This is a genomic window from Pseudomonas sp. LBUM1646, assembly GCF_059716165.1.
Genome location: NZ_CP166810.1, coordinates 526,700 through 548,908 on the forward strand (window position 1 = coordinate 526,700; position 22,209 = coordinate 548,908).

At 59.1% G+C, this 22,209-nt stretch carries 10 protein-coding genes and 3 pseudogenes; 7 read left to right on the forward strand and 6 right to left on the reverse strand.

The annotated features are described in order from the left end of the window. Window positions 1-14: 14 nt before the first annotated feature. The 4 genes and pseudogenes from mscK to ACA071_RS02380 form a co-directional block, all read right to left on the reverse strand. A complete protein-coding gene (gene mscK / locus ACA071_RS02365) occupies window positions 15-3,383 on the reverse strand; it encodes a mechanosensitive channel MscK (protein ID WP_497642965.1) in 3,369 nt (1,122 codons plus the stop codon). A 35-nt stretch (window positions 3,384-3,418) separates the two neighbouring features. Next, the gene (locus tag ACA071_RS02370; RefSeq protein WP_497642966.1) at window positions 3,419-5,161 is read right to left on the reverse strand and encodes a potassium/proton antiporter; all 1,743 of its coding nucleotides are present in this window, start codon (window positions 5,159-5,161) and stop codon (window positions 3,419-3,421) included. Between the two features lie 325 nt (window positions 5,162-5,486). Continuing rightward, the gene (locus ACA071_RS02375) at window positions 5,487-6,359 is read right to left on the reverse strand and encodes a methyl-accepting chemotaxis protein (RefSeq protein WP_371925560.1); all 873 of its coding nucleotides are present in this window, start codon (window positions 6,357-6,359) and stop codon (window positions 5,487-5,489) included. Then, a pseudogene (locus ACA071_RS02380) lies at window positions 6,342-7,112 on the reverse strand (MCP four helix bundle domain-containing protein); the annotation flags it as partial. The gene ACA071_RS02375 and the pseudogene ACA071_RS02380, both read right to left, overlap by 18 nt. A gap of 275 nt (window positions 7,113-7,387) precedes the next feature. Here ACA071_RS02380 and ACA071_RS02385 point away from each other — a divergent pair. The 4 genes and pseudogenes from ACA071_RS02385 (at window position 7,388) to ACA071_RS02400 (ending at window position 9,956) form a co-directional block, all read left to right on the forward strand. Next, window positions 7,388-7,618: a hypothetical protein gene (locus tag ACA071_RS02385; protein WP_090176480.1), complete on the forward strand. Its 231-nt coding sequence runs from the start codon at window positions 7,388-7,390 to the stop codon at window positions 7,616-7,618. Continuing rightward, on the forward strand, window positions 7,615-7,917 hold the full coding sequence (locus tag ACA071_RS02390; RefSeq protein ID WP_497642967.1) for a cell division protein ZapA: 303 nt from the start codon (window positions 7,615-7,617) through the stop codon (window positions 7,915-7,917). The genes ACA071_RS02385 and ACA071_RS02390 overlap by 4 nt, the downstream gene beginning before the upstream one ends. Window positions 7,918-8,063: 146 nt before the next feature. Then, window positions 8,064-9,089 (forward strand): annotated as a pseudogene (locus ACA071_RS02395) (HAMP domain-containing protein); the annotation flags it as partial. Between the two features lie 135 nt (window positions 9,090-9,224). Next, entirely contained in the window at window positions 9,225-9,956 is a 732-nt protein-coding gene (locus tag ACA071_RS02400; protein WP_497645258.1) for a methyl-accepting chemotaxis protein, read from the forward strand. Window positions 9,957-10,081: 125 nt separating this feature from the next. Here the strand turns inward: ACA071_RS02400 and ACA071_RS02405 are convergent, their stop codons facing one another. Both ACA071_RS02405 and putA read right to left on the reverse strand, forming a co-directional pair. After that, on the reverse strand, window positions 10,082-11,884 hold the full coding sequence (locus ACA071_RS02405; protein WP_497642968.1) for an acyl-CoA dehydrogenase: 1,803 nt from the start codon (window positions 11,882-11,884) through the stop codon (window positions 10,082-10,084). Window positions 11,885-12,107: 223 nt separating this feature from the next. Then, window positions 12,108-16,058: a trifunctional transcriptional regulator/proline dehydrogenase/L-glutamate gamma-semialdehyde dehydrogenase gene (gene putA / locus ACA071_RS02410; RefSeq protein ID WP_497642969.1), complete on the reverse strand. Its 3,951-nt coding sequence runs from the start codon at window positions 16,056-16,058 to the stop codon at window positions 12,108-12,110. A gap of 465 nt (window positions 16,059-16,523) precedes the next feature. On the opposite strand from putA, the gene putP reads away from it, so the two are divergent. The 3 genes and pseudogenes from putP (at window position 16,524) to ACA071_RS02425 (ending at window position 22,169) form a co-directional block, all read left to right on the forward strand. Beyond that, window positions 16,524-18,008: a sodium/proline symporter PutP gene (gene putP / locus ACA071_RS02415; protein ID WP_497642970.1), complete on the forward strand. Its 1,485-nt coding sequence runs from the start codon at window positions 16,524-16,526 to the stop codon at window positions 18,006-18,008. A gap of 268 nt (window positions 18,009-18,276) precedes the next feature. Further along, window positions 18,277-20,286 (forward strand): annotated as a pseudogene (locus ACA071_RS02420) (type VI secretion system Vgr family protein); the annotation flags it as partial. Between the two features lie 1,499 nt (window positions 20,287-21,785). After that, on the forward strand, window positions 21,786-22,169 hold the full coding sequence (locus ACA071_RS02425; RefSeq protein WP_497642971.1) for a hypothetical protein: 384 nt from the start codon (window positions 21,786-21,788) through the stop codon (window positions 22,167-22,169). Window positions 22,170-22,209: the final 40 nt, after the last annotated feature.

Genomic DNA, 22,209 nt, shown 5'->3' on the forward strand with positions numbered 1-22,209 from the left:
TAGGGATAAGGCGGTTAGTCGAGTTTGGTCGGAGGCGGCTCTTGTTCCGGGACGTCGCGGGAGGCTTCACGGGGGACTTCGCGAGAGATGATGGTTTTGTTCTCTTCCTCGACCGGTACCAGCTTGTATTCCTGACCGTGAAGGTTCTTCAGGTAAACCTCCATCTGCCGGAACGAGATGTTGATGTGCTGCTTCTTGAACTCGCGGTTGATAAAGCGATTGACCTCATCGAGTACCGGGTTACGGTCACCGAGGTCGCGCACGTGCATGCGCAACTCGTGGTCGAGGGTGCTTTCGCCGAAGTTCAGGAAGTACACGTGGGGCTCGGGTTCCTTGAGCACCCGCGGGTTTTCCCGGGCGGCTTGCAGCAGCAGCGCCTTGACCAGGTCCAGGTCCGAGCCGTAGTCGACGCCGAGCTTGAGGGTCACCCGGGTAATGGTGTCGGTCAGGGACCAGTTGATCAGTTGCCCGGTGATGAACGTCTTGTTCGGGACAATGATGTCCTTGCGGTCGAAGTCGGTAATGGTCGTGGCGCGGATGCGGATCTTGCTCACCGTGCCGGAGAGGTTGCCGATGGTGATGGTGTCGCCGATCCGCACCGGGCGTTCGAACAGGATCATGATGCCGGAGATGAAGTTGGCGAAGATTTCCTGCATGCCGAAGCCGATACCCAGCGATAGCGCAGCCACCAGCCACTGCAATTTGTCCCAGCTGACGCCGAGTGTGGACAGGGTTGAGACGAAACCAACGCCGGCGATCACGTAGGACAGCAAGGTGGTCGTGGCGTAGGCGCTGCCCTGGGCCAGGTTCAGCTTTGACAGCACCAACACTTCCAGCAGCCCCGGCAAGTTGCGCGCGAGGGCGAAGGTGATGCCGATGATGATCAGTGCGCCGAGCAAGTCGCCGATGCTGATCGGCACCATGCTCAAGTTGGCGCCCGTGCCGCTGGTGTATTCGTAGAGGGTTACGTTGTCCAGGTACGAGAACACTGTAATCAGATCCGACCAGACCCAATACAGCGCCGCGATAAAGCCGGACAGCAGCGCCAGACGGATCAGGCGCAGCGACTGTTCGTTGACCTTTTCGATATCCAGTGTCGGCTCTTCGATCACCGCTTCGCCTTCGCCGGCCTCTTTCGCCGCCTGGCGTTTGGCCAAGGCACGCTGATAAGCCAGGCGCCGTGCTGCCACGCTGAGGCCGCGCACGAACGTGGCTTCGATCACCAGCCAGAACATCAGCAGGTACAGGGTGTTGATCAAGCGGTCGCTGAGTTTTAGCGCGGTGTAGTAGTAGCCGAAGCACACCGCCACGAACAAGGCGATCGGCAGGGCGGTGAACAGGATCCCCACCGCTTTGCGGAACAGCGACGCGCTCTCATGGGTCGGGCTGCTGATCAGCAGGCGACCGAGCAGCCAGGCCATCAAGGCGTAGCAGGTCAGCACCACCGGCATGCCGAGCACGTCGTCGGCCAGTGCCGCCGGTTGCAGTTCAGCGACCGCCACCACCGCGACCAGCGCCATGACCACCAGCCCGAGGCGACGGACCCAACCCTGGAGGAATTCGACCTGGGGTTTTTCCCAGCGGAAATGCAGTTCGGCCACGCCGCCCGGCGCGAGGATCCGGTAGGCGGTGTAGAACACCAGCCAGGCCTGGCCCATTTGCAGCAGGGCCGCACCCATATTGGCGTTCTGTCCGCGGGCGTCGATCTGCAAGGCCAGGCCGCACAACGCAAGGCCCAGCGCCACCGGCATCGCCAGCAGGATGTTGATCAGAATCGCCTGGGGCGTATGCCACTGGCTATCACGCTTGAAATGGCCGATGTCCTGGTGAACCTTGTTCAGTCGGGCATACAGGCTCTTGCGCCGCCACAGCAGGGCGCCGATCAGCAGCACCAACGGCAGGAACAACAATGGCCGCTGGACCAGGCCGTCGCTCAGTTCGCTCAGGCTCGACGTCCAGGGCAGGGTGGTGACTTGGCGTTGCAGGCGCTCCGGCACGCCGCGCATCCACTCCGGGTCCAGCGGCTTGTTGCTGGGAATCCAGAACATCTGCTCGTCGAGGGTCGCGCGCAGGCTTTGCGCGGTGCTCAGCAGTTGTTTCTGGTTGAGTTGCAGGGTGATGGATTCGTTGAGCACCGCGCTCAGTTCGCGGTTCAGGCGTTCCAGCAGGTCGGCGCGGGTGTTGGCCAACTCCAGCAGGTTCTTGCGCAATTGCGGCGTGACCTGCTCTGGCGGTTGGGTGGACAGCAGGTTGTCGACATAAGTGGCAGGGTTGCTGAGCAGTTCCCGTTGCTGGCTGACTTCGAACTGATACAGGCGAATGTCGGCAATCTGGTCCGCCAGGTCGCGGTCGAGCTTGAGGCGCGGCAGGGCCTGTTTCTGCTTATAGAGAATCTTCGACAGCAGCAGGCTGCCCTTGAGCACGTTGATCTGCTCGTCCAGGGCCGAATCGCTCTGGGTCACGCTGTCCAGTTGCTGCTTGGTTTGCAGGTTCTGCTGGGTGACCTCGTTGAGGCGGTCGGTGCTTTTGAGCAGGTAGTCCGACAGCTTCAGGTTGGCCGCGCTTTCGGTGGCCAGCAGGCTGCTGCTGCCGGACTTCTGCGCTTCGATGGACTGTTGGGTCACCGTCTCCTGGGACTGGGCCAGGCGCTTCTGGTTGATCAGGGTTTGCAGTTCCTGGATTTCCTGATCCTGGCGCGCGACTTTTTCCGAGAGCAAGTCGTGCTGGCTGTTGCCCAGATCCTGCAATTGGCTATTGCCGGCCAGTTCCTGTCGGCGCAGCGGGATCAGCGCGTTCAGCGCCGCGAGTTCGGCGTTGAGCTGGTCACGTTGCTCGATGCTCAAGGTCTTGCCGTTGTCTTTGCCGGCCTTGAGGATGTTGTTGATCTGCTGGATGCGCGTCTGGCTGCTGGCGATCTCGGCTTGGGCGCGCTCCGGGCGGGTCTGGGCGGTGATGATCAGGCTGTTGGCATCGGCCAGGGCTTTTTGCAGCTCGCCTTGCTGGGTGGAGCGGTCGGTCAGCATCTGCTCGAGTTGCTGGATTGACGAGTTGGCGTAGCGCTGCTCGATCGGCACCACTTTGGTGGCCTTGAGCCGGGCCAGTTCACGCTGGTTCTCGATGTTCTGCTTGGGCGCGGTGGCCAGTTGCTGCTTCAGATTGATCAGTTTCTGATCGGAATCGCTCTTGCTGGTGAGCTGGGTCAGCGTGCTCTGCAGGATGGTTTGCAGAGCCTTTTGATCGGCTTCCGGCAGTTTGCGCTCGGCAATCCTGTCCAGGCTACCCTGCACGGCTTCGCTGGACGGCGGTTCGGCCGCTTGCAAGGTACCGATGGAGAGACTCAAGCCCAGCAGGGCAATGGCAAACAAGGAGCGCAGGGTTGGCATAGAGACCGATCGAATCAGGTGAAAAGAATGGCAGTTTAGAGGAAGAGTCCGGGACCCGGGCGACTTCCTTCGGGGAATCTGACGCCCACTTTGCCGATCTTGTTCCCTTCCATGACCGCGACCGTCCAAATGGTGTTGTTCCACTCCACCTGGTCGCCCACGACCGGCGCACCGCCGACTTTCTGGGCAATGAAGCGGCCCAGGGACATATCCGGATCGATGCCTTCGACTTTCAACCCGTAGAGCGCAGCAACCGCGGCCAGTTGGGCGTCTCCTTCGAGGACGAAGTCGCCGAAGAAACGCAAGTCGAGGCCGCGTTGTGGTGCCTGGCTGAAGAGTTTTCCGAGGGCCGGCAGGTTGTGTTCGTGGCCGATCACGCAGAGCAAATCATCGACTTCGAGCACCGTACTACCCGACGGATGGAGCAGTTGCTGGCCACGAAACAGCGCCGCGATACGGGTGCCTTCGGGCATTTTCAGCTCGCGAAGGGGCGAGCCGATGCACCATTTCTCGGCGCCGAGGCGGTAAACGAACAGCTCCCACTCGCTGGTGACGTGGACTTCCAGGGCCGATCGGGAGATCGGTGCCGGCTCGGGTGGAACCGTCACCTTCAACAGTTTGGCGACCCACGGCAGGCTTGTGCCCTGCACCAGCAGCGACACCAGCACGATAAAGAAGGCGAGGTTGAAATACAGCTGGGCGTTCGGCAAACCGGCCATCAGCGGGAACACCGCCAGAATGATCGGCACCGCGCCGCGCAGGCCAACCCAGGAAATAAAGGCTTTTTCGCGACCGTGGAACGCTTTGAACGGCAGCAGGCCGACCATCACCGACAGCGGTCGGGCAAACAGGATCATCCACAGCGCCAAACCGAGAGCGGGCAGGGCGATTGGCAGCAGGTCATGAGGTGTCACCAGCAGCCCCAGCACCAGGAACATGCCGATCTGGGCCAGCCAGGCCATGCCGTCGAGCATGTGCAGAATGCCGTGACGGCTGCGTACCGGGCGGTTGCCGATCACCAGACCGCACAGGTACACGGCGAGGAAGCCGCTGCCGTGCAAGGCGTTGGTCAGGGCGAACACCAGCAGGCCGCCGGCAATCACCAGAATCGGATACAGGCCGTTGGCCAGGTTGATGCGGTTGACCAGTTGCAGCATGACCCAACCGCCGCCCAGGCCAATCACGCCGCCGATGCCGAATTCACGCACCAGGTGACCGAGCAGGCTCCAGTGCAGGCCGGTCTGGCCGCTGGCGAGCATGTCGATCAGGGTCACGGTGAGGAACACCGCCATCGGGTCGTTGCTGCCGGATTCGATTTCGAGGCTGGCGGTCACCCGTTCGTTCAGGCCCTTGCCGCCCAGCAGTGAGAATACGGCCGCGGCGTCGGTAGAGCCGACGATGGCACCGATCAGCAAGCCTTGAATGATGTTCAGGTTGAACAGCCACGCCGCCGCCATGCCGGTCAGCCCGGTGGTGATCAACACCCCGACCGTCGCCAGCGACAACGCCGGCCACAACGCCACGCGGAAACTGGAGACTCGGGTGCGCAAGCCACCGTCGAGCAGGATCACCGCCAACGCCAGGTTGCCGACCAGATAAGCCGTGGGGTAGTTATCGAAAATAATGCCGCCGCCGTCGACGCCAGCGGCCATGCCCACGGCCAGGATAATCACCAGAATCGGGATGCCGAGGCGGGACGAAAGGGAACTCACCAGAATGCTTGCACCTACCAGCAACGCGCCGATCAAGAACAGGCTGTTGATGGTCGTCGCATTCAAAGGCAATACTCCAGAAAGCTGAAAGGCGGGCACAAACTGACCATGCAGTCTGCGTGCCAGCGATTCTAACCTGTTGAAATGTGATGCTGTCAAAAAGGTTTTGCAGATCAAAAGATCGCAGCCTCGTTTCACTCGACAGCTCCTACAGAGGATCTGCGTAAACCTGTAGGAGCTGTCGAGTGAAACGAGGCTGCGATCTTTTTTGATCGTCCCCACGCTCTGCGTGGGAATGCCTCAACGGACGCTCCGCGTTCGGCTTTTGATGGGACGCGGAGCGTCCTGGGCTGCATTCCCACGCAGAGCGTGGGAACGATCAGGGGAAAACTTAGAGGCTAAACCGCCCAACCATGTTGTTCAGGTCCAGGGCCAATCGCGACAGCTCGTTGCTTGCCGCACTGGTCTGATTCGCCCCGGTCGCCGATTGCACCGACAGATCGCGGATGTTCACTAGGTTACGGTCTACTTCACGGGCCACTTGAGCCTGTTCCTCGGCGGCGCTGGCGATCACCAGATTGCGTTCATTGATTTCGACGATGGCGCTGTTGATCGTATCGAGCGACATCCCGGCACCACGGGCAATGTTCAGCGTCGACTCGGCGCGCTCGGTGCTGTTGCGCATCGAATCCACGGCGTGTTCGGTACCGCTCTGGATGCTGCCGATCATGCGTTCGATTTCGCTGGTCGACTGCTGAGTACGGTGAGCCAGCGCACGAACTTCATCCGCCACCACCGCAAAACCACGCCCGGCTTCACCGGCGCGTGCTGCTTCGATCGCTGCGTTCAAGGCCAGCAAGTTAGTCTGGTCAGCCAAGCCGCGAATCACGTCCAGCACCTTGCCGATGTCCCGGGATTCGTTGGCCAGGTCGCCGATCAGGGTCGCCGTGCTCTGCACGTCGGCGCTCATGCGTTCGATGGCGCTGACGGTTTCCTGCACCAGGTCACGACCGTCGCCGGCGGAAGTGGTGGCGTTTTTCGAGGCTTCGGAAGTGCTCACAGCGTTACGGGCGACTTCTTCCACGGCGCTGGTCATTTCGTTGACGGCGGTGGCGGCCTGTTCGATTTCGTTGTTCTGCTGGGTCAGGCCCCGAGCGCTTTCGTCGGTGACGCTGTTCAGCTCTTCAGCGGCGGAGGCCAGTTGCGTGGCCGAGCCGGAAATCCGTTGCAGGGTGTCGCGCAGTTTGTCCTGCATCTTCGACATCGCGGCTAGCAAGCGACCGGCTTCATCCTGGCCGTCGACGGTGATCGGGCGAGTCAGGTTGCCTTCAGCAATTTCTTCAGCGGCGCTCAGGGCATTGGCAATCGGCTTGGTGATGCTGTTAGTCAGCAACCAGGCGAACAGCAGGGTCAGGCCAGTGGCGATGACCAACAGAGTAATCACCAGGTTAAAGGACGACGAAAACTGATCGCTCGCGCCCTGGTCGGTCTCGGCAATCTGCTGAGTATTGATCTCCAGCAGTTTCGCCAGGGCGGTGTTGACCGCTTCGGAGTTGGCCAGCAGTTCGGTGTTGAGCATTTTGCGCAGGTCATCGATCTGGTTGTTACGCGACAAGCTCTTCATCCGGTCTTCGAGCTGACGGTACTGCGCCAGCAACTGCACGTACTGATCATAAGCCGCGCGTTCCTGCGGGCCGTCGATCAACGGTTCATAGACCCGCTGGGCGTCGCGGATCTGCTGGTTACGGACGTCGAACAGCTCCATGGTTTTCTGCTGCACGTCCGGTTCGCGGTTGATCAGCAAACGGTAGGACAGCACGCGCAGGCGCAGGGTCAGTTGCGTGAACTCATCCAGACTCTTGATGCTCGGCACGCTCGCGGTGGCGATGTCTTCGCCGGCCGCGCGGATCTTGCTCATCTGGTTCAGGGCGAATACACCCAGGACCAGCATCAGACTGCCAATCAGGGCAAAACCGAGGAACGCGCGCGGCGCGATATTCATATTACGAAGGGACATGGTGTTTACCGTGAAAAGCGCATCCGTGCGGGGCTGAGACTGCTGTATGAGTGACTTATCGGTTCTACGACTAAAGTCTTGAGCCCCTGCGCGTATTTGTCGCACACCGGTCCCGGCGACGAAGTGCAGGAACCAGATTCGCCAATCACAGTCTTTAAAACTCGCGAGTAAGGTTGCCCGCCAGGAAAATCAAGGCCTTGCGCCCCAATAACCCTGGCATCCGTGGTGACTTTTCTTTATCGTACGCGCCCTTTGAAAAAGCTTGGAAAATCAAAATGTTGGAAGCATCCCTGAGTCAATTGGAACAACTGGTCAGCGACCTGGTGCAACAGAACCAGAGCCTGCTCGCCACCAACCAGACCCTGAGCGCAGAACTGGCCCAGGCCAAGGATGAAAACGAGAGCCTGCAACTGAACCTGATGGAACAGGAAGAGAAACAAGGCGCCACTGCCGCCCGCATCCAGGCCTTGGTTGAGCGCGTCAGCGCCGGCCCTGTCAGCGCATGAATCAGGGCGCCGCAGGGGTAAAAGTCGTCTCGATCCTGGGGGAGGACTATTCGATCAAGGCGCCGGAAGGGGAAGAGCAAACCCTGCTGGACGCCGCATTGATGTTGAAGGCAGCCCTGGCCGACACCAAACGCAAATACCCGACGCTGATCGGTGATCGTTTGTTGGTGCTGGCGGCGATGAATCTGTGCTCCCAGCAGATCGAAATGAAAAAGCAGCACCAGCAGGATCTCGACCGTTACCAAGAGCAAGTCAGCGCCACGGTTGAAGTGATCGCCAAGACGATCAATCAGGCCTGATCGGCTTTGCGCACAACCAAAGAATAAAATTGTCGTTTGTGTTGTATACAATCGGCACGGCTGTTGCAGTGTTTCAGCCTCTTATTCTTTGGGGGTGCTCCATGCAGTTTTGGCGACGCAGTATTCAATGGCAGTTGATCCTGAGTATGGGCACCGCCCTGCTGGTCAGTATTCTGATCGTGGTCGGCGTTTATACCCTGGTGGTCAACCGCCTCGCTCAGAGTTATCTGGTCGAGCAAGCGCTGCCGTCGAGCATCGAAGCGATGCGCAACGACATCGAGCGCATCCTCGTTCAACCGCTCACCGCCGCCAAGGACATCGCCAGCAACAGCATGGTGCGCGACTGGCTGGCCGGGGGCGAGAACAGTGCCCAGACCGATGCGTTCGTGACGTATCTGGAAGGCATCCGCGCCGAACACAAAGCCTTTACCGCGCTGATCATCGGCACCGCTACCAATCACTACTTCACTGAAAAAGGCCTGGATCGGACCCTCAGCCGTTCCAACCCCAAAGACGCCTGGTTCTACTCCTTTCTCGACAGCAACCAGCCGCGCACCCTCAATATCGACAATGACACCGCGACCGGAGAATTGGCGCTGTTCATCGACCTCAAGGTCGAGCAGGCCGGTAAAGTCGTGGGCGTTGCGGGCCTTGGGCTCAGCATGAAAGAGCTGTCGGAGCTGATCCACAACTTCAACTTCGGTGAGCGCGGCAAGGTCTACCTCGTGCGTTCCGACGGTTTGATCCAGGTTCATCCCGAAGCGCAATTCAGCGGCAAACGCACGTTGGCCGAGCAAATCGGTGGTCCGGCGGCGCAAGCAGTGATGGGTCAAAAAGTTGCCACTAGCAGCGGGTTTGTCCGCGATGGCGAAGATTTTCTGGCATTGAGCCTGCCGTTGCGGGATCTCGGTTGGACGTTGGTGGCCGAAGTGCCACAGTCGCAGATCTACGCCGAGGCCCGCCGCGCCATGTGGATGAGCAGCGGCATTGGCCTGGCAGTGGCGCTGGTGTGTCTGATGTTGGTGGTGCTACTGGCCCGTGGCTTGGTTCGACCGATCCGTCAGGTAACAGCGGCGCTGGTAGCCATCGGTAGCGGTGGTGGAGATTTGACCCACCGGTTAGATTCCAGCCGCGCCGATGAACTGGGCGACCTGGCGCGGGGCTTCAATCGGTTCCTGGAAAGCCAGCGCGACATGATCGGCGAAGTGCTGACCACCAGCGAACGTTTGCGCACCGCTGTCGGCCAGGTGGCGAAAGTGGTGGATAACACGGCCGAGCGTTCCGGCCGGCAGCAGGAAATGACCGACATGGTCGCCACCGCTGTCCATGAAATGGGCCTGACCGTACAGGAAATCGCGCAGAACGCCGGCAATGCGGCGGTGGCTTCGCAAACGGCTCGCGATGAAGCGATGCAGGCGCGGGAAGTGGTCGGTGGGTCGATCCGGCATATAGAAAGCATGTCCGATGAAATCGGTGTCGCCGCCACGGCGGTGGGTGAGCTGGCCCATCAGGTCGCGTCCATCGATCAAGTGTTGGCGGTGATTCGCGGGATTTCCGAGCAGACCAATCTGTTGGCGCTGAACGCTGCGATTGAAGCGGCGCGGGCCGGTGACATGGGACGCGGGTTTGCGGTGGTCGCGGATGAAGTGCGAACCCTGGCGCGGCGCACGCAGTCGTCCACCGACGAGATTCAGCAGATGATCGGCAGTCTCAAGCAGGGCGCGGAAAATGCCGTGTCGTCCATGCATTCCGGGCAAGCGGCGACGGGGACCGGTGTCGAGTCGAGCCAGCGTACCGGGACGTCGTTGACGGCAATTACCGGGCAGATCGAACGCATTAGCGACATGAACCATCAGGTCGCGACGGCCACGGAAGAACAGTCGGCGGTGACTGAAGAGATCAACCGCAACGTGCAGGGAATTTCCGATCTTGCGCGGGCGACGGCCGGGGAAGTCAGAGCTTGCCGTGAAGACTGTCAGACGTTGCAGCGGTTGGCTGACGATTTAGCGCGGCAGATGGGTGGGTTCAAGTTGAGCTGAAGGATCGTTCCCACGCTCCGCGTGGGAATGCAGCCCGGGACGCTCTGCGTCCCTTCCAGAGCCGAACGCGGAGCTTCCGCTTAGGCATTCCCACGCGGAGCGTGGGAACGATCGGTCGATCGGTGTCAGAACCACTCATCTTGCATGGTTAAGCACACATCATCCCGCGCCTCCAGAATCGCCAGCTCATGGTGACAACCCGGCACTTCCCACGTCAGGAAATACCGCGCCGCCTGCAGCTTGCCTTTATAGAAGCTCACATCCGCCGCATTGCCCTTGGCCAACCCTTCCTCGGCACGAATCGCCTGTTCCAGCCAACGCCAGCCGATCACCGTGTGGCCGAACACTTTCAGGTACAGCGCCGAATTCGCCAGGCTGCTGTTGACCTTGCCTTGCCCCAGATCCGTCAGCAAGCCGATGGTCACCGTTTGCAGGCGCGCCACCAGTTTCTCCAGTGGCTCACGCAGAGGGGTTAGCGATTCGTACGCCTGGGCGCGCTCGGCGGTGTTGGCGATCAGCCGGATCAGTTGCTTGAGCCCGGCGCCACCGTTCTGCGCCAGTTTACGGCCGAGCAAGTCCAGCGACTGGATGCCGTGGGTGCCTTCATGGATCGGGTTCAAGCGGTTGTCGCGGTAGTACTGCTCCACCGGATATTCGCGGGTGTAACCGTGGCCGCCGAGAATCTGGATCGCCAGTTCGTTGGCCTTCAGGCAAAACTCCGACGGCCAGGATTTGACGATCGGCGTGAGCAAATCCAGCAGCTCATGAGCCTGCTTACGCTCGGCTTCTGTCTCCAGCGTTGTGGTGTCATCGAACAACCGAGCCGCGTACAGCCCGAGATCGAACGAGCCTTCGACGTAGGCCTTTTGGGTTAGCAACATACGTTTGACGTCCGCATGCTGAATGATCGCCACCGGCGCGGTGTTCGGGTCCTTGCTGTCTGGCACGCGACCCTGCGGCCGCTCGCGGGCGTACTCCAGGGAATACAGATACCCGGCGTAACCGAGCATCACCGCGCCCATGCCGACGCCGATCCGCGCCTCGTTCATCATCTGGAACATATAGCTCAAGCCATGATGCGGCTTACCCACCAGATAGCCGACACACTCGCCGTTATCGCCGAAATTCAGCGCGGTGGAAGTGGTACCACGCCAGCCCATCTTGTGGAACAACCCGGCCAGCAACACGCCGTTGCGCTGGCCGAGGCTGCCGTCATCGTTGACCAGAAACTTGGGCACGATAAACAGTGAAATGCCCTTCACCCCGGCCGGTGCGTCCGGCAACTTGGCCAGCACCATGTGCACGATGTTTTCCGACAGTGGATGGTCGCCACCGGAGATGAAGATCTTGTTGCCCTTGAGTCGATAAGTGCCGTCAGACGCCGGCTCGGCGCGGGTACGAATATCCGACAGCGACGACCCGGCGTGGGGTTCGGTCAACGCCATGGTGCCAAAGAAGCGGCCGTCGATCATCGGCTGCAGGAAGCGCTGCTTCTGTTCCTCGGTGCCGAAGCTTTCAATCAGGTTGGCCGCGCCCATGGTCAGGAACGGATAGGACGTAGACGCCGCGTTGGCCGACTGAAAGTGCGCAAAGCAAGCCTGGGACAGCAATGTAGGAAGTTGCATGCCGCCGGCGTCGAAACTTCGCGCGGCGTTGAGGAAACCGGCTTCGAGGAAGGCATCCACCGCCGGTTTCACCTCTGGAATCAGAATCGCCTGACCGTTCTCATAGCGCGGCTCGTTCTCGTCGCCCTTGCGGTTGTGCGGGGCGAAGAACTTCTCGGCGATGTTGCGGGCAGTGCCGATGGCGGCGTCAAACGTCTCGCGATTGTGCTCGGCGAACCGCTCACGCTGGGTCAGACCCTCGGCATCGAGGACTTCGTACAGCTCGAAAGCCAGATTTCGGGAACTGAGCAACGTCTCGGACATGTCGGCCTACCTTTTTTGGGGATGGACCGAGTCTAGGCGCGCTAATAAAGGCTGAACAGGATGATTGATGAGCGTGATGGAGGGGCAAAACGAGGGTAGGGCATGATCGTTCCCACGCTCCGCGTGGGAATGCAGCCCGGGACGCTCCGCGTCCCCAAACGACGTGACGCAGAGCGTCACAGGAGGCATTCCCACGCGGAGCGTGGGAACGATCAGTGGTGTGTCAGCCGATGGTCATCAAACTGGCATTACCACCCGCCGCAGCGGTGTTAACGCTCAACGCCCGCTCAATCACCAACCGCTCCAGCGCAATATTGGTCTCGCCCTGGGACAACCCATGAACCCCGACAATCGCCCCGGCACGCTTGGCCACTTGCTGACAAACCGCACGCAGCTGATCGGAATGGCCATGATGCAGAACCGCATCAAACACCGCTTCGTCCTTGCTCCAGTCGGAAACCAGCTTGATCCGCGCCTGAATGTCCTTCGGCAGGCGTGCGAACAATGCCTTGGTCAAGTCAGCTTCCGGCCATACCGCCGAACCGCCAACCGCCAATACCGCCGCCAGTTGAGTCAGCAAATCGCCTTCAACTTCCGCCAGACACAGCACGTGTTCGCGCGGCAGGATGGCGTAGCTGTTGCGCTCACCGGTCGGGCCAGCGAGGACACGGGTGATTCCGCTTTGCGATTGCGCCGCGAACTGCACACACAGGGTGCTCAGGTCGGCAAGCTTATTGCTGTCAGCCCAAGTTTGCAGGGCGGTCAGCGGCTTGCTCATGGCATCACGCAAGCGAACGTCCGGCGCAGCGATGGCATCACCGCGAGCGAACGATTGTTCGATCGCATCCGTAGGACGCGTCGACAACAGACGGTACAAGTACAGCGGACCACCCGCCTTCGGACCGGTGCCCGACAAGCCTTCACCACCGAACGGCTGCACGCCAACCACAGCGCCAACGATGTTGCGGTTCACATAGACGTTACCGGCGTTGACGTTGTCGATCACCTTGGCGATGGTTTCGTCGATGCGAGTGTGCACGCCCAGGGTCAGGCCGTAGCCGGAAGCGTTGATCTGGCCGATCAGTTGATCGATGTCTTTGCGCTTGTAGCGAACCACGTGCAGCACCGGGCCGAAGATCTCCCGTTGCAGCTCGTCGAAGCTTTCCAGTTCGATCAGGGTTGGCATCACGAAGGTGCCGCGTTTGACTTCTTCGGCGTCGGCGATAGCCACCTGATACACGTTGCGACCTTTGTCGCGCATGGCCTGGATGTGTTTCTCGATGCCGGCCTTGGCTTCGGCGTCGATCACCGGGCCGATGTCCACAGACAAGCGCTCTGGGTTGCCGAGACGGCATTCAGCCATGGCACCCTTGAGCATTTCGATGACACGGTCGGCGGAATCTTCCTGCAAGCACAACACGCGCAGGGCCGAGCAACGTTGACCGGCGCTGTCAAACGCCGAGGACACCACGTCGATCACAACCTGTTCGGTCAGCGCCGAGGAGTCGACGATCATCGCGTTCTGGCCGCCAGTTTCAGCGATCAGCGGAATCGGACGACCCTGGGCATCCAGACGACCGGCGACGTTGCGTTGCAGCAAACGAGCGACTTCGGTCGAACCGGTGAACATCACACCTTTAACCCGATCGTCACCGACCAGGCGGGCGCCAACGGTTTCGCCACGGCCCGGCAGCAGTTGCAGCACGCCTTCCGGAATCCCGGCTTCGAGCAGCAAGCGCACGGCTTGAGCGGCCACCAGTGGGGTTTGTTCCGCAGGCTTGGCCAGGACCGGGTTACCGGCGGCCAATGCAGCAGCCACCTGGCCACTGAAGATCGCCAACGGGAAGTTCCACGGGCTGATGCAGACCACCGGACCCAATGGGCGGTGGGCGTCGTTGGTGAAATCGTTGCGTGCCTGCACCGCGTAATAACGCAGGAAATCCACGGCTTCACGCACTTCGGCGATGGCGTTGGCGAAGGTCTTGCCGGCTTCACGAGCCAACAGGCCCATCAGTGGCTGGATCTCGCCTTCCATCAAATCGGCGGCACGTTCCAGGATCGCGGCACGTTCGGCGGGCGGGGTGGCCTGCCAGATCGGTGCGGCATTCAGGGCGCACTGGATCGCGTTGTCGACGTCTTCGACGGTGGCTTCCTGTACATGGCCGACCACGTCACGCAGATCGGACGGGTTCAGGACTGGCGCAGGAGTTTCAGTGCTGGAAGTGCAGCCGAGCATCGGCGCGGCTTTCCAGCTGTTATGCGCGGTGGCCAGCAGGGCGCAGGACAGCGACGCCAGACGATGTTCGTTGGCCATGTCGATGCCGCTGGAGTTGGCGCGTTCGGCACCATAAAGGTCGCGCGGCAGCGGGATGCGCGGGTGCGGCAGGCCGAAGCCACCTTCCACGGTCGCCATCTGCTCGATGCTGGCCACTGGATCGGCGACCAACGCCTGAATCGAGATCGACTGATCGGCAATCTGGTTGACGAACGAAGTGTTCGCGCCGTTTTCCAGCAGGCGACGCACCAGGTACGCCAGCAGTGTTTCGTGAGTGCCGACCGGTGCGTATACGCGGCACGGACGGTTCAACTTGCCTTCGGAAACTTTGCCTACAACCTGTTCGTACAGCGGTTCACCCATGCCGTGCAGGCACTGGAACTCGTACTGGCCGGGGTAATAGTTCTGACCGGCAATGTGGTAAATGGCCGACAGGGTGTGGGCGTTGTGCGTGGCGAATTGCGGGTAGATAACTTCCGGCACCGACAGCAGTTTGCGCGCACAAGCAATGTAGGAAACGTCGGTGTACACCTTGCGGGTGTACACCGGATAGCCTTCCAGGCCTTCGACCTGGGCGCGCTTGATTTCGCTGTCCCAGTACGCGCCTTTTACCAAACGGATCATCAGGCGATGACGGCTGCGGCGAGCCAGGTCAATCACGTAGTCGATCACGTACGGGCAGCGCTTTTGATAAGCCTGGATCACGAAACCGATGCCGTTCCAGCCAGTCAGTTGCGGCTCGAAGCACAAGCGCTCAAGCAGATCCAGCGACAGTTCGAGGCGGTCGGCTTCTTCGGCGTCGATGTTCAGGCCGATGTCGTATTGCTTGGCCAGCAGGGTCAGCGACAACAGGCGCGGGTACAACTCGTCCATCACACGTTCGTACTGCGCACGGCTGTAACGCGGGTGCAGTGCCGAGAGCTTGATGGAAATGCCCGGGCCTTCATAAATCCCACGACCGTGGGAGGCTTTGCCGATCGAGTGGATGGCTTGTTCGTACGAGGCCAGGTACTTCTGCGCATCGTGCTCGGTGAGTGCAGCTTCACCCAGCATGTCGTAGGAATAGCGGAAACCCTTGGATTCGAACTTGCTCGCATTGGCCAGGGCTTCGGCGATGGTTTCGCCGGTGACGAACTGCTCGCCCATCAGGCGCATGGCCATGTCGACGCCCTTGCGGATCATCGGCTCGCCGCTCTTGCCGATGATGCGGCTCAGGGACGAAGTCAGGCCGGTTTCGTTATGGGTGGCGACCAGTTTGCCGGTCAGCAGCAAGCCCCAAGTGGCGGCATTGACGAACAGCGACGGGCTGTTGCCCAAGTGCGGCTGCCAGTTGCCGGTGCTGATCTTGTCGCGGATCAGTGCATCACGGGTGCCCTTGTCCGGAATACGCAGCAGCGCTTCGGCCAGGCACATCAGCGCCACGCCTTCCTGGGACGACAGGGAAAATTCCTGCAACAGGCCCTGAACAATCCCTGCACGGCCACCGGCACTTTTCTGATTGCGCAGTTTGTCGGCAATCGAAGAGGCGAGCTTGTTGGTGGCTTCGGCCATCGCAGCCGGCAGACGGGCCTGTTCGATCAGCATCGGCACCACTTCGGGTTCCGGGCGACGGTAAGCGGAGGTGATCGAGGCGCGCAGGACTGATTGCGGCAGGATGCTTTCGGCGAATTCGAGGAAGCATTGGTGAGCGTGATCCAGAGGCGCATCGACGGTGTCGTCGGAATCCTTGGTCAAACCGCTCAGCTCGGTCAGGGTTGCACCACCCTCGAGTTTTTCCAGGTAATTGAAAATTGCCTGCTTGATCAGCCAGTGCGGCGTGCGATCAATCGAGGTCGCGGCAGCCTTGAGGCGTTCGCGGGTTGGGTCGTCAAGTTTGACCCCAAGGGTGGTGGTAGCCATATTTTTATCCTCATGTTTGCCACGACCGCGTGGCATCAGCTGGCGGCAAGATTAGCTGTGCGCTGGCAGAGGTGCAACCGGGTGCAACCCTTTTTTTGTCGGAATAATAAGCAGCTCGTCAGGAATTAAATTCCGGTACGAACGTACCGCTCCTGCTTGGTGCTTTTACTTCTAGCGAAAGAGCCTGACTGCCCTAAAAGGGAGCAAAAACAGCTCTTTTTCATATAAATCCGACTAGGTGCAACTTATTCTCAAGAAATGGGTTGCACCTCATTTGGATTGTTGAATAGGATTCGCGCCCAAGGTGCAACCGGCCAAAAAAAGGCAAGTGCACCGGCTGATGGCTTTCCTGGGGAAACATCAGTCATAAATGCGCGGGGCTGGAAACCGTCTGAACAAACAGTGTCGTTTGTCGGCGTTTCACACTTCGCCGCTACATAAAAACAAAGCCAGGGCAGCATTCGAATGAGCGTAAGCAATCCAACCCTGATCACGTTCGTGATCTACATCGCAGCAATGGTGCTGATCGGCTTCATGGCCTATCGCTCCACCAACAACCTTTCTGACTACATCCTCGGCGGTCGCAGCCTGGGCAGCGTCGTGACTGCGCTTTCCGCCGGCGCTTCCGACATGAGCGGCTGGTTGTTGATGGGCTTGCCCGGCGCAATCTACATGTCCGGTCTGTCCGAAAGCTGGATCGCCATTGGCCTGATCGTCGGTGCCTACCTGAACTGGCTGTTCGTTGCCGGTCGTCTGCGCGTGCAGACCGAGCACAACGGCGATGCGTTGACCCTGCCGGATTACTTCTCCAGCCGTTTCGAAGATAAAAGCGGCCTGCTGCGAATCATCTCCGCCATCGTGATCCTGGTGTTCTTCACTATCTACTGCGCCTCCGGCATCGTCGCCGGCGCCCGTCTGTTCGAAAGCACCTTCGGCATGTCGTACGAAACGGCGCTGTGGGCCGGTGCTGCCGCGACAATTGCCTACACCTTCGTAGGCGGTTTCCTGGCCGTGAGCTGGACCGATACCGTACAAGCGACCCTGATGATCTTCGCCCTGCTGCTGACGCCGATCATCGTGCTGCTGGCCACCGGTGGCGTCGACACCACGTTCCTGGCCATCGAAGCGCAAGACCCAAGCAACTTCGACATGCTGAAAAATACCACCTTCATCGGCGTTATCTCGCTGATGGGCTGGGGCCTGGGCTACTTCGGCCAGCCGCACATCCTCGCGCGTTTCATGGCGGCGGATTCGGTCAAGTCGATCGCTAAAGCACGCCGCATCTCCATGACCTGGATGATCCTGTGCCTGGGCGGCACCGTCGCTGTAGGCTTCTTCGGCATTGCCTATTTCTCGGCTCACCCTGAGCTGGCAGCGCCTGTGACCGAAAACCACGAGCGCGTGTTTATCGAGCTGGCAAAAATCCTCTTCAACCCATGGATTGCCGGTGTGTTGCTGTCGGCCATCCTGGCTGCCGTGATGAGCACCCTGAGCTGCCAATTGCTGGTGTGCTCCAGCGCGCTGACCGAAGACTTCTACAAAACCTTCCTGCGTAAAACCGCTTCTCAGCTCGAACTGGTCTGGGTCGGTCGCGCCATGGTGTTGCTGGTTGCGTTGATCGCCATCGCGTTGGCCGCCAACCCGAACAACCGCGTACTGGGTCTGGTCAGCTACGCCTGGGCCGGTTTCGGTGCTGCGTTCGGTCCTGTTGTGCTGATCTCGGTGATCTGGAAAGACATGACCCGCAACGGCGCACTGGCCGGCATCCTGGTCGGTGCAATCACCGTAATCGTCTGGAAACATTTCGAACTGCTGGGTCTGTACGAAATTATCCCGGGCTTCATCTTCGCCAGCCTGGCGATCTACATCGTCAGTAAGCTGGGCGCGCCGACCAAAGGCATGCTGATGCGCTTTGCAGCGGCCGAAGCGGATTTCCGCCTGAACAAGTGATGGGGAGGAGCTGAGGCTCTGATTCTTCGCTTACAGAAACGGCCCGTCTCCTGTTGGAGGCGGGCCGTTTTTTTGTTTGCGAGAAAGAAATCAGAGTTATTGGAGCCACCTCACTTCTTCCGAAGGGAAGTGTCTGTAGCCAAATGCACCGATTCTTGAAGGATAAATCCCTAAAAAAGTAGGGTAAATCTGATTTTCCTGCCCTCCGCTCAACACCCCGTTTCGCTCATGCAGAATCGCCCGCCTTCATTCTGCAGAGATACATCGGATGTTCGCGCCTGCCAATCAACCGCGTTTCACGTTGACCCTCGACGGCGTCCAGAATGAGCTCAAGGTCCTTGAGTTCTCGGGCAAGGAAGCCATCAGCCAACCGTTCCGTTTCGACCTGGATCTGGTCAGCGACCGGCCGGACCTCGAACTTGAAAACCTCCTGCATCGTCAGGCGTTTCTGAGTTTCGATGGGCAAGGTTCCGGTATCCACGGTCAGATTTATCGGGTCGGCCAGGGAGATTCCGGTAAACGTCTGACGCGCTATCAAGTCAGCCTGGTCCCGCGCCTGGCCTATCTCGCTCAACGCTTCAATCAGCGGATCTTCCAGCACAAAAGCGTGCCGGCGATCATCGCGCAGATCCTCAAGGACCACGGCATCCAGCGTGATGCCTTCGAATTTCAACTCGGCAGCGACTACCCCGAGCGCGAGTACTGCGTGCAATACGCGGAAAGCGATCTGGCGTTCATCCAGCGCCTGTGCGCCGAGATCGGTATTCACTTCCACTTCCAGCACAGCCCCGACGGGCATCTATTGGTGTTCGGTGACGACCAAACGGTATTCCCTCGTTTGCCCGAGCCCACGCTGTACTTGCCCGGCAGCGGCATGGCCGCGAGCGCCCCGGCGATCAAGCGTTTCAACGTGCGTTTGGAGACCCGGACTACAGCGGTCACTCGCCGGGACTACGACTTCAACAAACCACGTCTACAACTTGAGAGTCGTGTCGATAACGAACAGCGACCGGTGCTGGAGGACTACCACTTCCCCGGTCAATTCACCGACCGCGAATCCGGCAAGCAACTGACCCAACGAGCGCTGGAGCGCCATGGTGCGGATTACCGTCAGGCTGAAGGTCGCAGCGATCAATCGGTGTTGGTCAGCGGACATTTCCTGCAACTGGCCGAACATCCGCGCGACGCCTGGAATGACCTGTGGCTGATCACTGAAATCGAACACCATGGCCGACAGCCGCAGGTGCTGGAAGAGTCCGTCACCGACGACGGCGAATTCCAGGGTTACCGCAATACCTTTCTGGCGACGCCGTGGGACGTTTCGTTTCGTCCGCCACTGGGGCCGGACAAGCCGCGAATGCTCGGCTATCAACCCGCCGTGGTCACTGGACCGACCGACAGCGAAATCCATTGCGATGAATTCGGCCGGGTCAAAGTCCAGCTCGCCTGGGACCGTGACGGCCAACTCAATGAACATTCCAGTTGCTGGCTGCGGGTCGCCACCGGTTGGGCTCACGATCGTTACGGCTGCGTACTGATACCGCGAGTCGGCATGGAAGTGCTGGTGGGCTTCATCGACGCCGATGCTGATAAACCACTGGTAATGGGCTGCCTGCCGAACGCCGCGACCCCGATCCCGCTGGACCTGCCGGCCGACAAAACCCGCAGTATTTTCCGCAGCCAAAGTAGTCCCGGCGGCGGAGGCTACAACGAATTGCGCATCGAGGATCGCAAAGGCGCCGAGGAAATTTACCTGCGTGCCCAGCGAAACTGGACTCAACACGTACTGAATGATCAACAGGTGCAGGTCGATAACGCCCGCAGCATCGTCGTCACCGGCATCGCGCGCCATGAGTTGAAGGCTGACGAACAACGCATCACCCACGGCCAGCGCCAGACTGAAGTGCGACAGGACGATCATCTACTGGTGACCGGCGACCGACATATTCGGGTGAACAGCCAAGCGCTGAACGCCAGTCAGCAATTCCATGTCAGCGCCGGTCAGCAAGTGGTGATCGACGGCGGCGCCAGCGCGACCATTCAGGCCGGTGGGCAGTGGATCAACATCGGCCCGGGCGGGATTTTCAGCAGTGTGCCGATTATGGTCGGGGGGGCGCCGATGGTGGCCATGGCGGCTGTGCCGACTTCGCCGGATGCGCCATTAAAACTGGCTGCGGCCCCGGCGACATTGCTCACTGCGGCGCAGGTGTTGAGCCTGAAAAGCGATGCGCCGTTTTGTGAGGAATGTGAGCGCTGCAAGGACGGGATGTGCCCTGCGCCGAACACACTGACCGGTGCGCCAAAGGCTGCATCCGCTGCGCCTGCTTCAACGGTCGAGCCGGGTTTCCACATTGTCGAACAGGGCATGTCTCGGTCTGCGCTTGAGTCGATATTGTTTGCACAACCAGAGCCAGCGGTGCTGGAGAAATTCAGAAGCCTTAATCCACAACTCACTAACTTCGCCAAACCCGGCCAATTGATTGTCCTCAGCGATCCTCGCAATACGCAATGTACCCGGGAAGAAGCCTTGCTGATGGAAGCTGCGCAGAAAGTTGATGCAGCGCTTGAGCCTTTGAGTGATGCCGAGGCTGAGTTTATGGCGCGTCATCATGGGGAGATTGAGTCTTTTCTTTCTCAGGGGTCGACTGGGGTTGGGATTGGTGCGGCGATGTTTGGAAAACACCTGGGCAACTTGAAGGACACGCTCTTAGAGTTGGAAAACCTACACAAACGCACTTTCGACAAACACGGAAAACTCCAGGGTGCGGACTTCTTTACCGAGCGTAAGAAGCTGATGGGACGGTTGGATAACAGCCTTGGGCCATTGGTACGCAAAGGCGTGGGTATTCCGGATCATCCAAAACTTAAAAATGCGCTGGGAATCTCCAGCCGCAGTCTTGTGCATCACTGGAGTAAGGCTGGTACGGCTGGAGGAATTCCTGGGTATGCGACGCATATTGATGGGGTGAGTAAGGCTGGGAAGGTAATTAAAGTTGGTGGCTGGGTTGGCATTGCATTAGGAGCTTCTGCTTCTGGGCTAAAGGTCAAAGAAACCTGCAAAGTCGGGACGGAAGAAGCTTGCAGGAAGGTGAAGTTCACGGAAGGCGGAAAGTTCGGCGGCTCTTTGGCTGGAGGTGCATTTGGGGGCGCGGTTGGTGGTGGGGCTTGCCTAGCCATTGGCGCAACTACTGCAGGTGTTGGTGGGATTATCTGTGGCCTTGTTTTAGTTGGAGTAGGAACCTCTCTTGGTATCGCCGGAGGCGAACTTATTGGAGAGGACTTGGGAGAGATAATTTATGAGGGAATACATCCGTGAGGACCGAAGCTGAAACTACGATCTTCTTGATTGGCGGTGGAGTGTTTTTTCTATTGGGCTTTTTTATGTTGGTCGTTCAATTGTATTTGTCATATTTCAAGATGAGCGAAATATTGCACTCTTTGGCTAGGTCAAGAGCTGTCTTAAGTCGACGGTTTATTGTCGGGGGTGATCCTTTTACTAGGTTTTTCATATTGGTGTCGATTGCTCCGCTTCTGATGTTTCCACGGCGGGCCATAAAGCTTGGAGAATTAGATCAAGAAGATTACTTGGAGTTTTCTCCCCGCTTGTTACGAATCATAAAATGCTTTTATTGTCTTGCACATGTAGGTACCGCAGTTTTGATTGTGTTGTGCTACCTAAGCTTGAAGAGGATTAGATAATGAGGTTTTCGTGGTTTAAGAAAATCTCGGGAAGGAAGTCAGTTGGGTGAGGGACGAAATCGTGTGTGAGGTCACCAAATGAGAACAATACCTGAAACCGTATTTCTATGGGGTGGTCTGGTTCTGATTGCTCTTATTTTGCTGGTTTCATTGAGTGTGTTGTATTTAGCTTACTTTCGCGCAAGGGAAATATTGAAGCATTTGAGTAACTCTCCAGCTGTTATTCACAGAAAAAGCACATTGGGATGGGATCCGATTGGCCGCTTTTTATTTATTGGTTGCGTGGGCACTCTCTTTATTTTTTTTTCGCGAAAATCTTTGAAAAATGGAGAGCTCAATGCGAAAGACTACGAATGCTTTCCAGTTGGTTTGCGTCGGAAAATAAAATTCGTTAGTGGGTTGATGCTCGTGCTGAGTGCGATTTCTATAGTTGGCTTGGTTATCGGAAGACTCAATGGCTAGTGAACTTGTTGTTTGTAGGTGCTCTGCACTCGATAAGAGT

Coding starts and splice junctions, on each gene's coding strand:
- mscK (WP_497642965.1), bottom strand. CDS start 3,383: ATGCCAACCCTGCGCTCCTTGTTTGCCATTGCCCTGCTGGGCTTGAGT.
- ACA071_RS02375 (WP_371925560.1), bottom strand. CDS start 6,359: ATGTCGAAGATGCAGGACAAACTGCGCGACACCCTGCAACGGATTTCC.
- ACA071_RS02385 (WP_090176480.1), top strand. CDS start 7,388: ATGTTGGAAGCATCCCTGAGTCAATTGGAACAACTGGTCAGCGACCTG.
- ACA071_RS02390 (WP_497642967.1), top strand. CDS start 7,615: ATGAATCAGGGCGCCGCAGGGGTAAAAGTCGTCTCGATCCTGGGGGAG.
- ACA071_RS02400 (WP_497645258.1), top strand. CDS start 9,225: ATGGTCGCCACCGCTGTCCATGAAATGGGCCTGACCGTACAGGAAATC.
- ACA071_RS02405 (WP_497642968.1), bottom strand. CDS start 11,884: ATGTCCGAGACGTTGCTCAGTTCCCGAAATCTGGCTTTCGAGCTGTAC.
- putA (WP_497642969.1), bottom strand. CDS start 16,058: ATGGCTACCACCACCCTTGGGGTCAAACTTGACGACCCAACCCGCGAA.
- putP (WP_497642970.1), top strand. CDS start 16,524: ATGAGCGTAAGCAATCCAACCCTGATCACGTTCGTGATCTACATCGCA.
- ACA071_RS02425 (WP_497642971.1), top strand. CDS start 21,786: ATGAGAACAATACCTGAAACCGTATTTCTATGGGGTGGTCTGGTTCTG.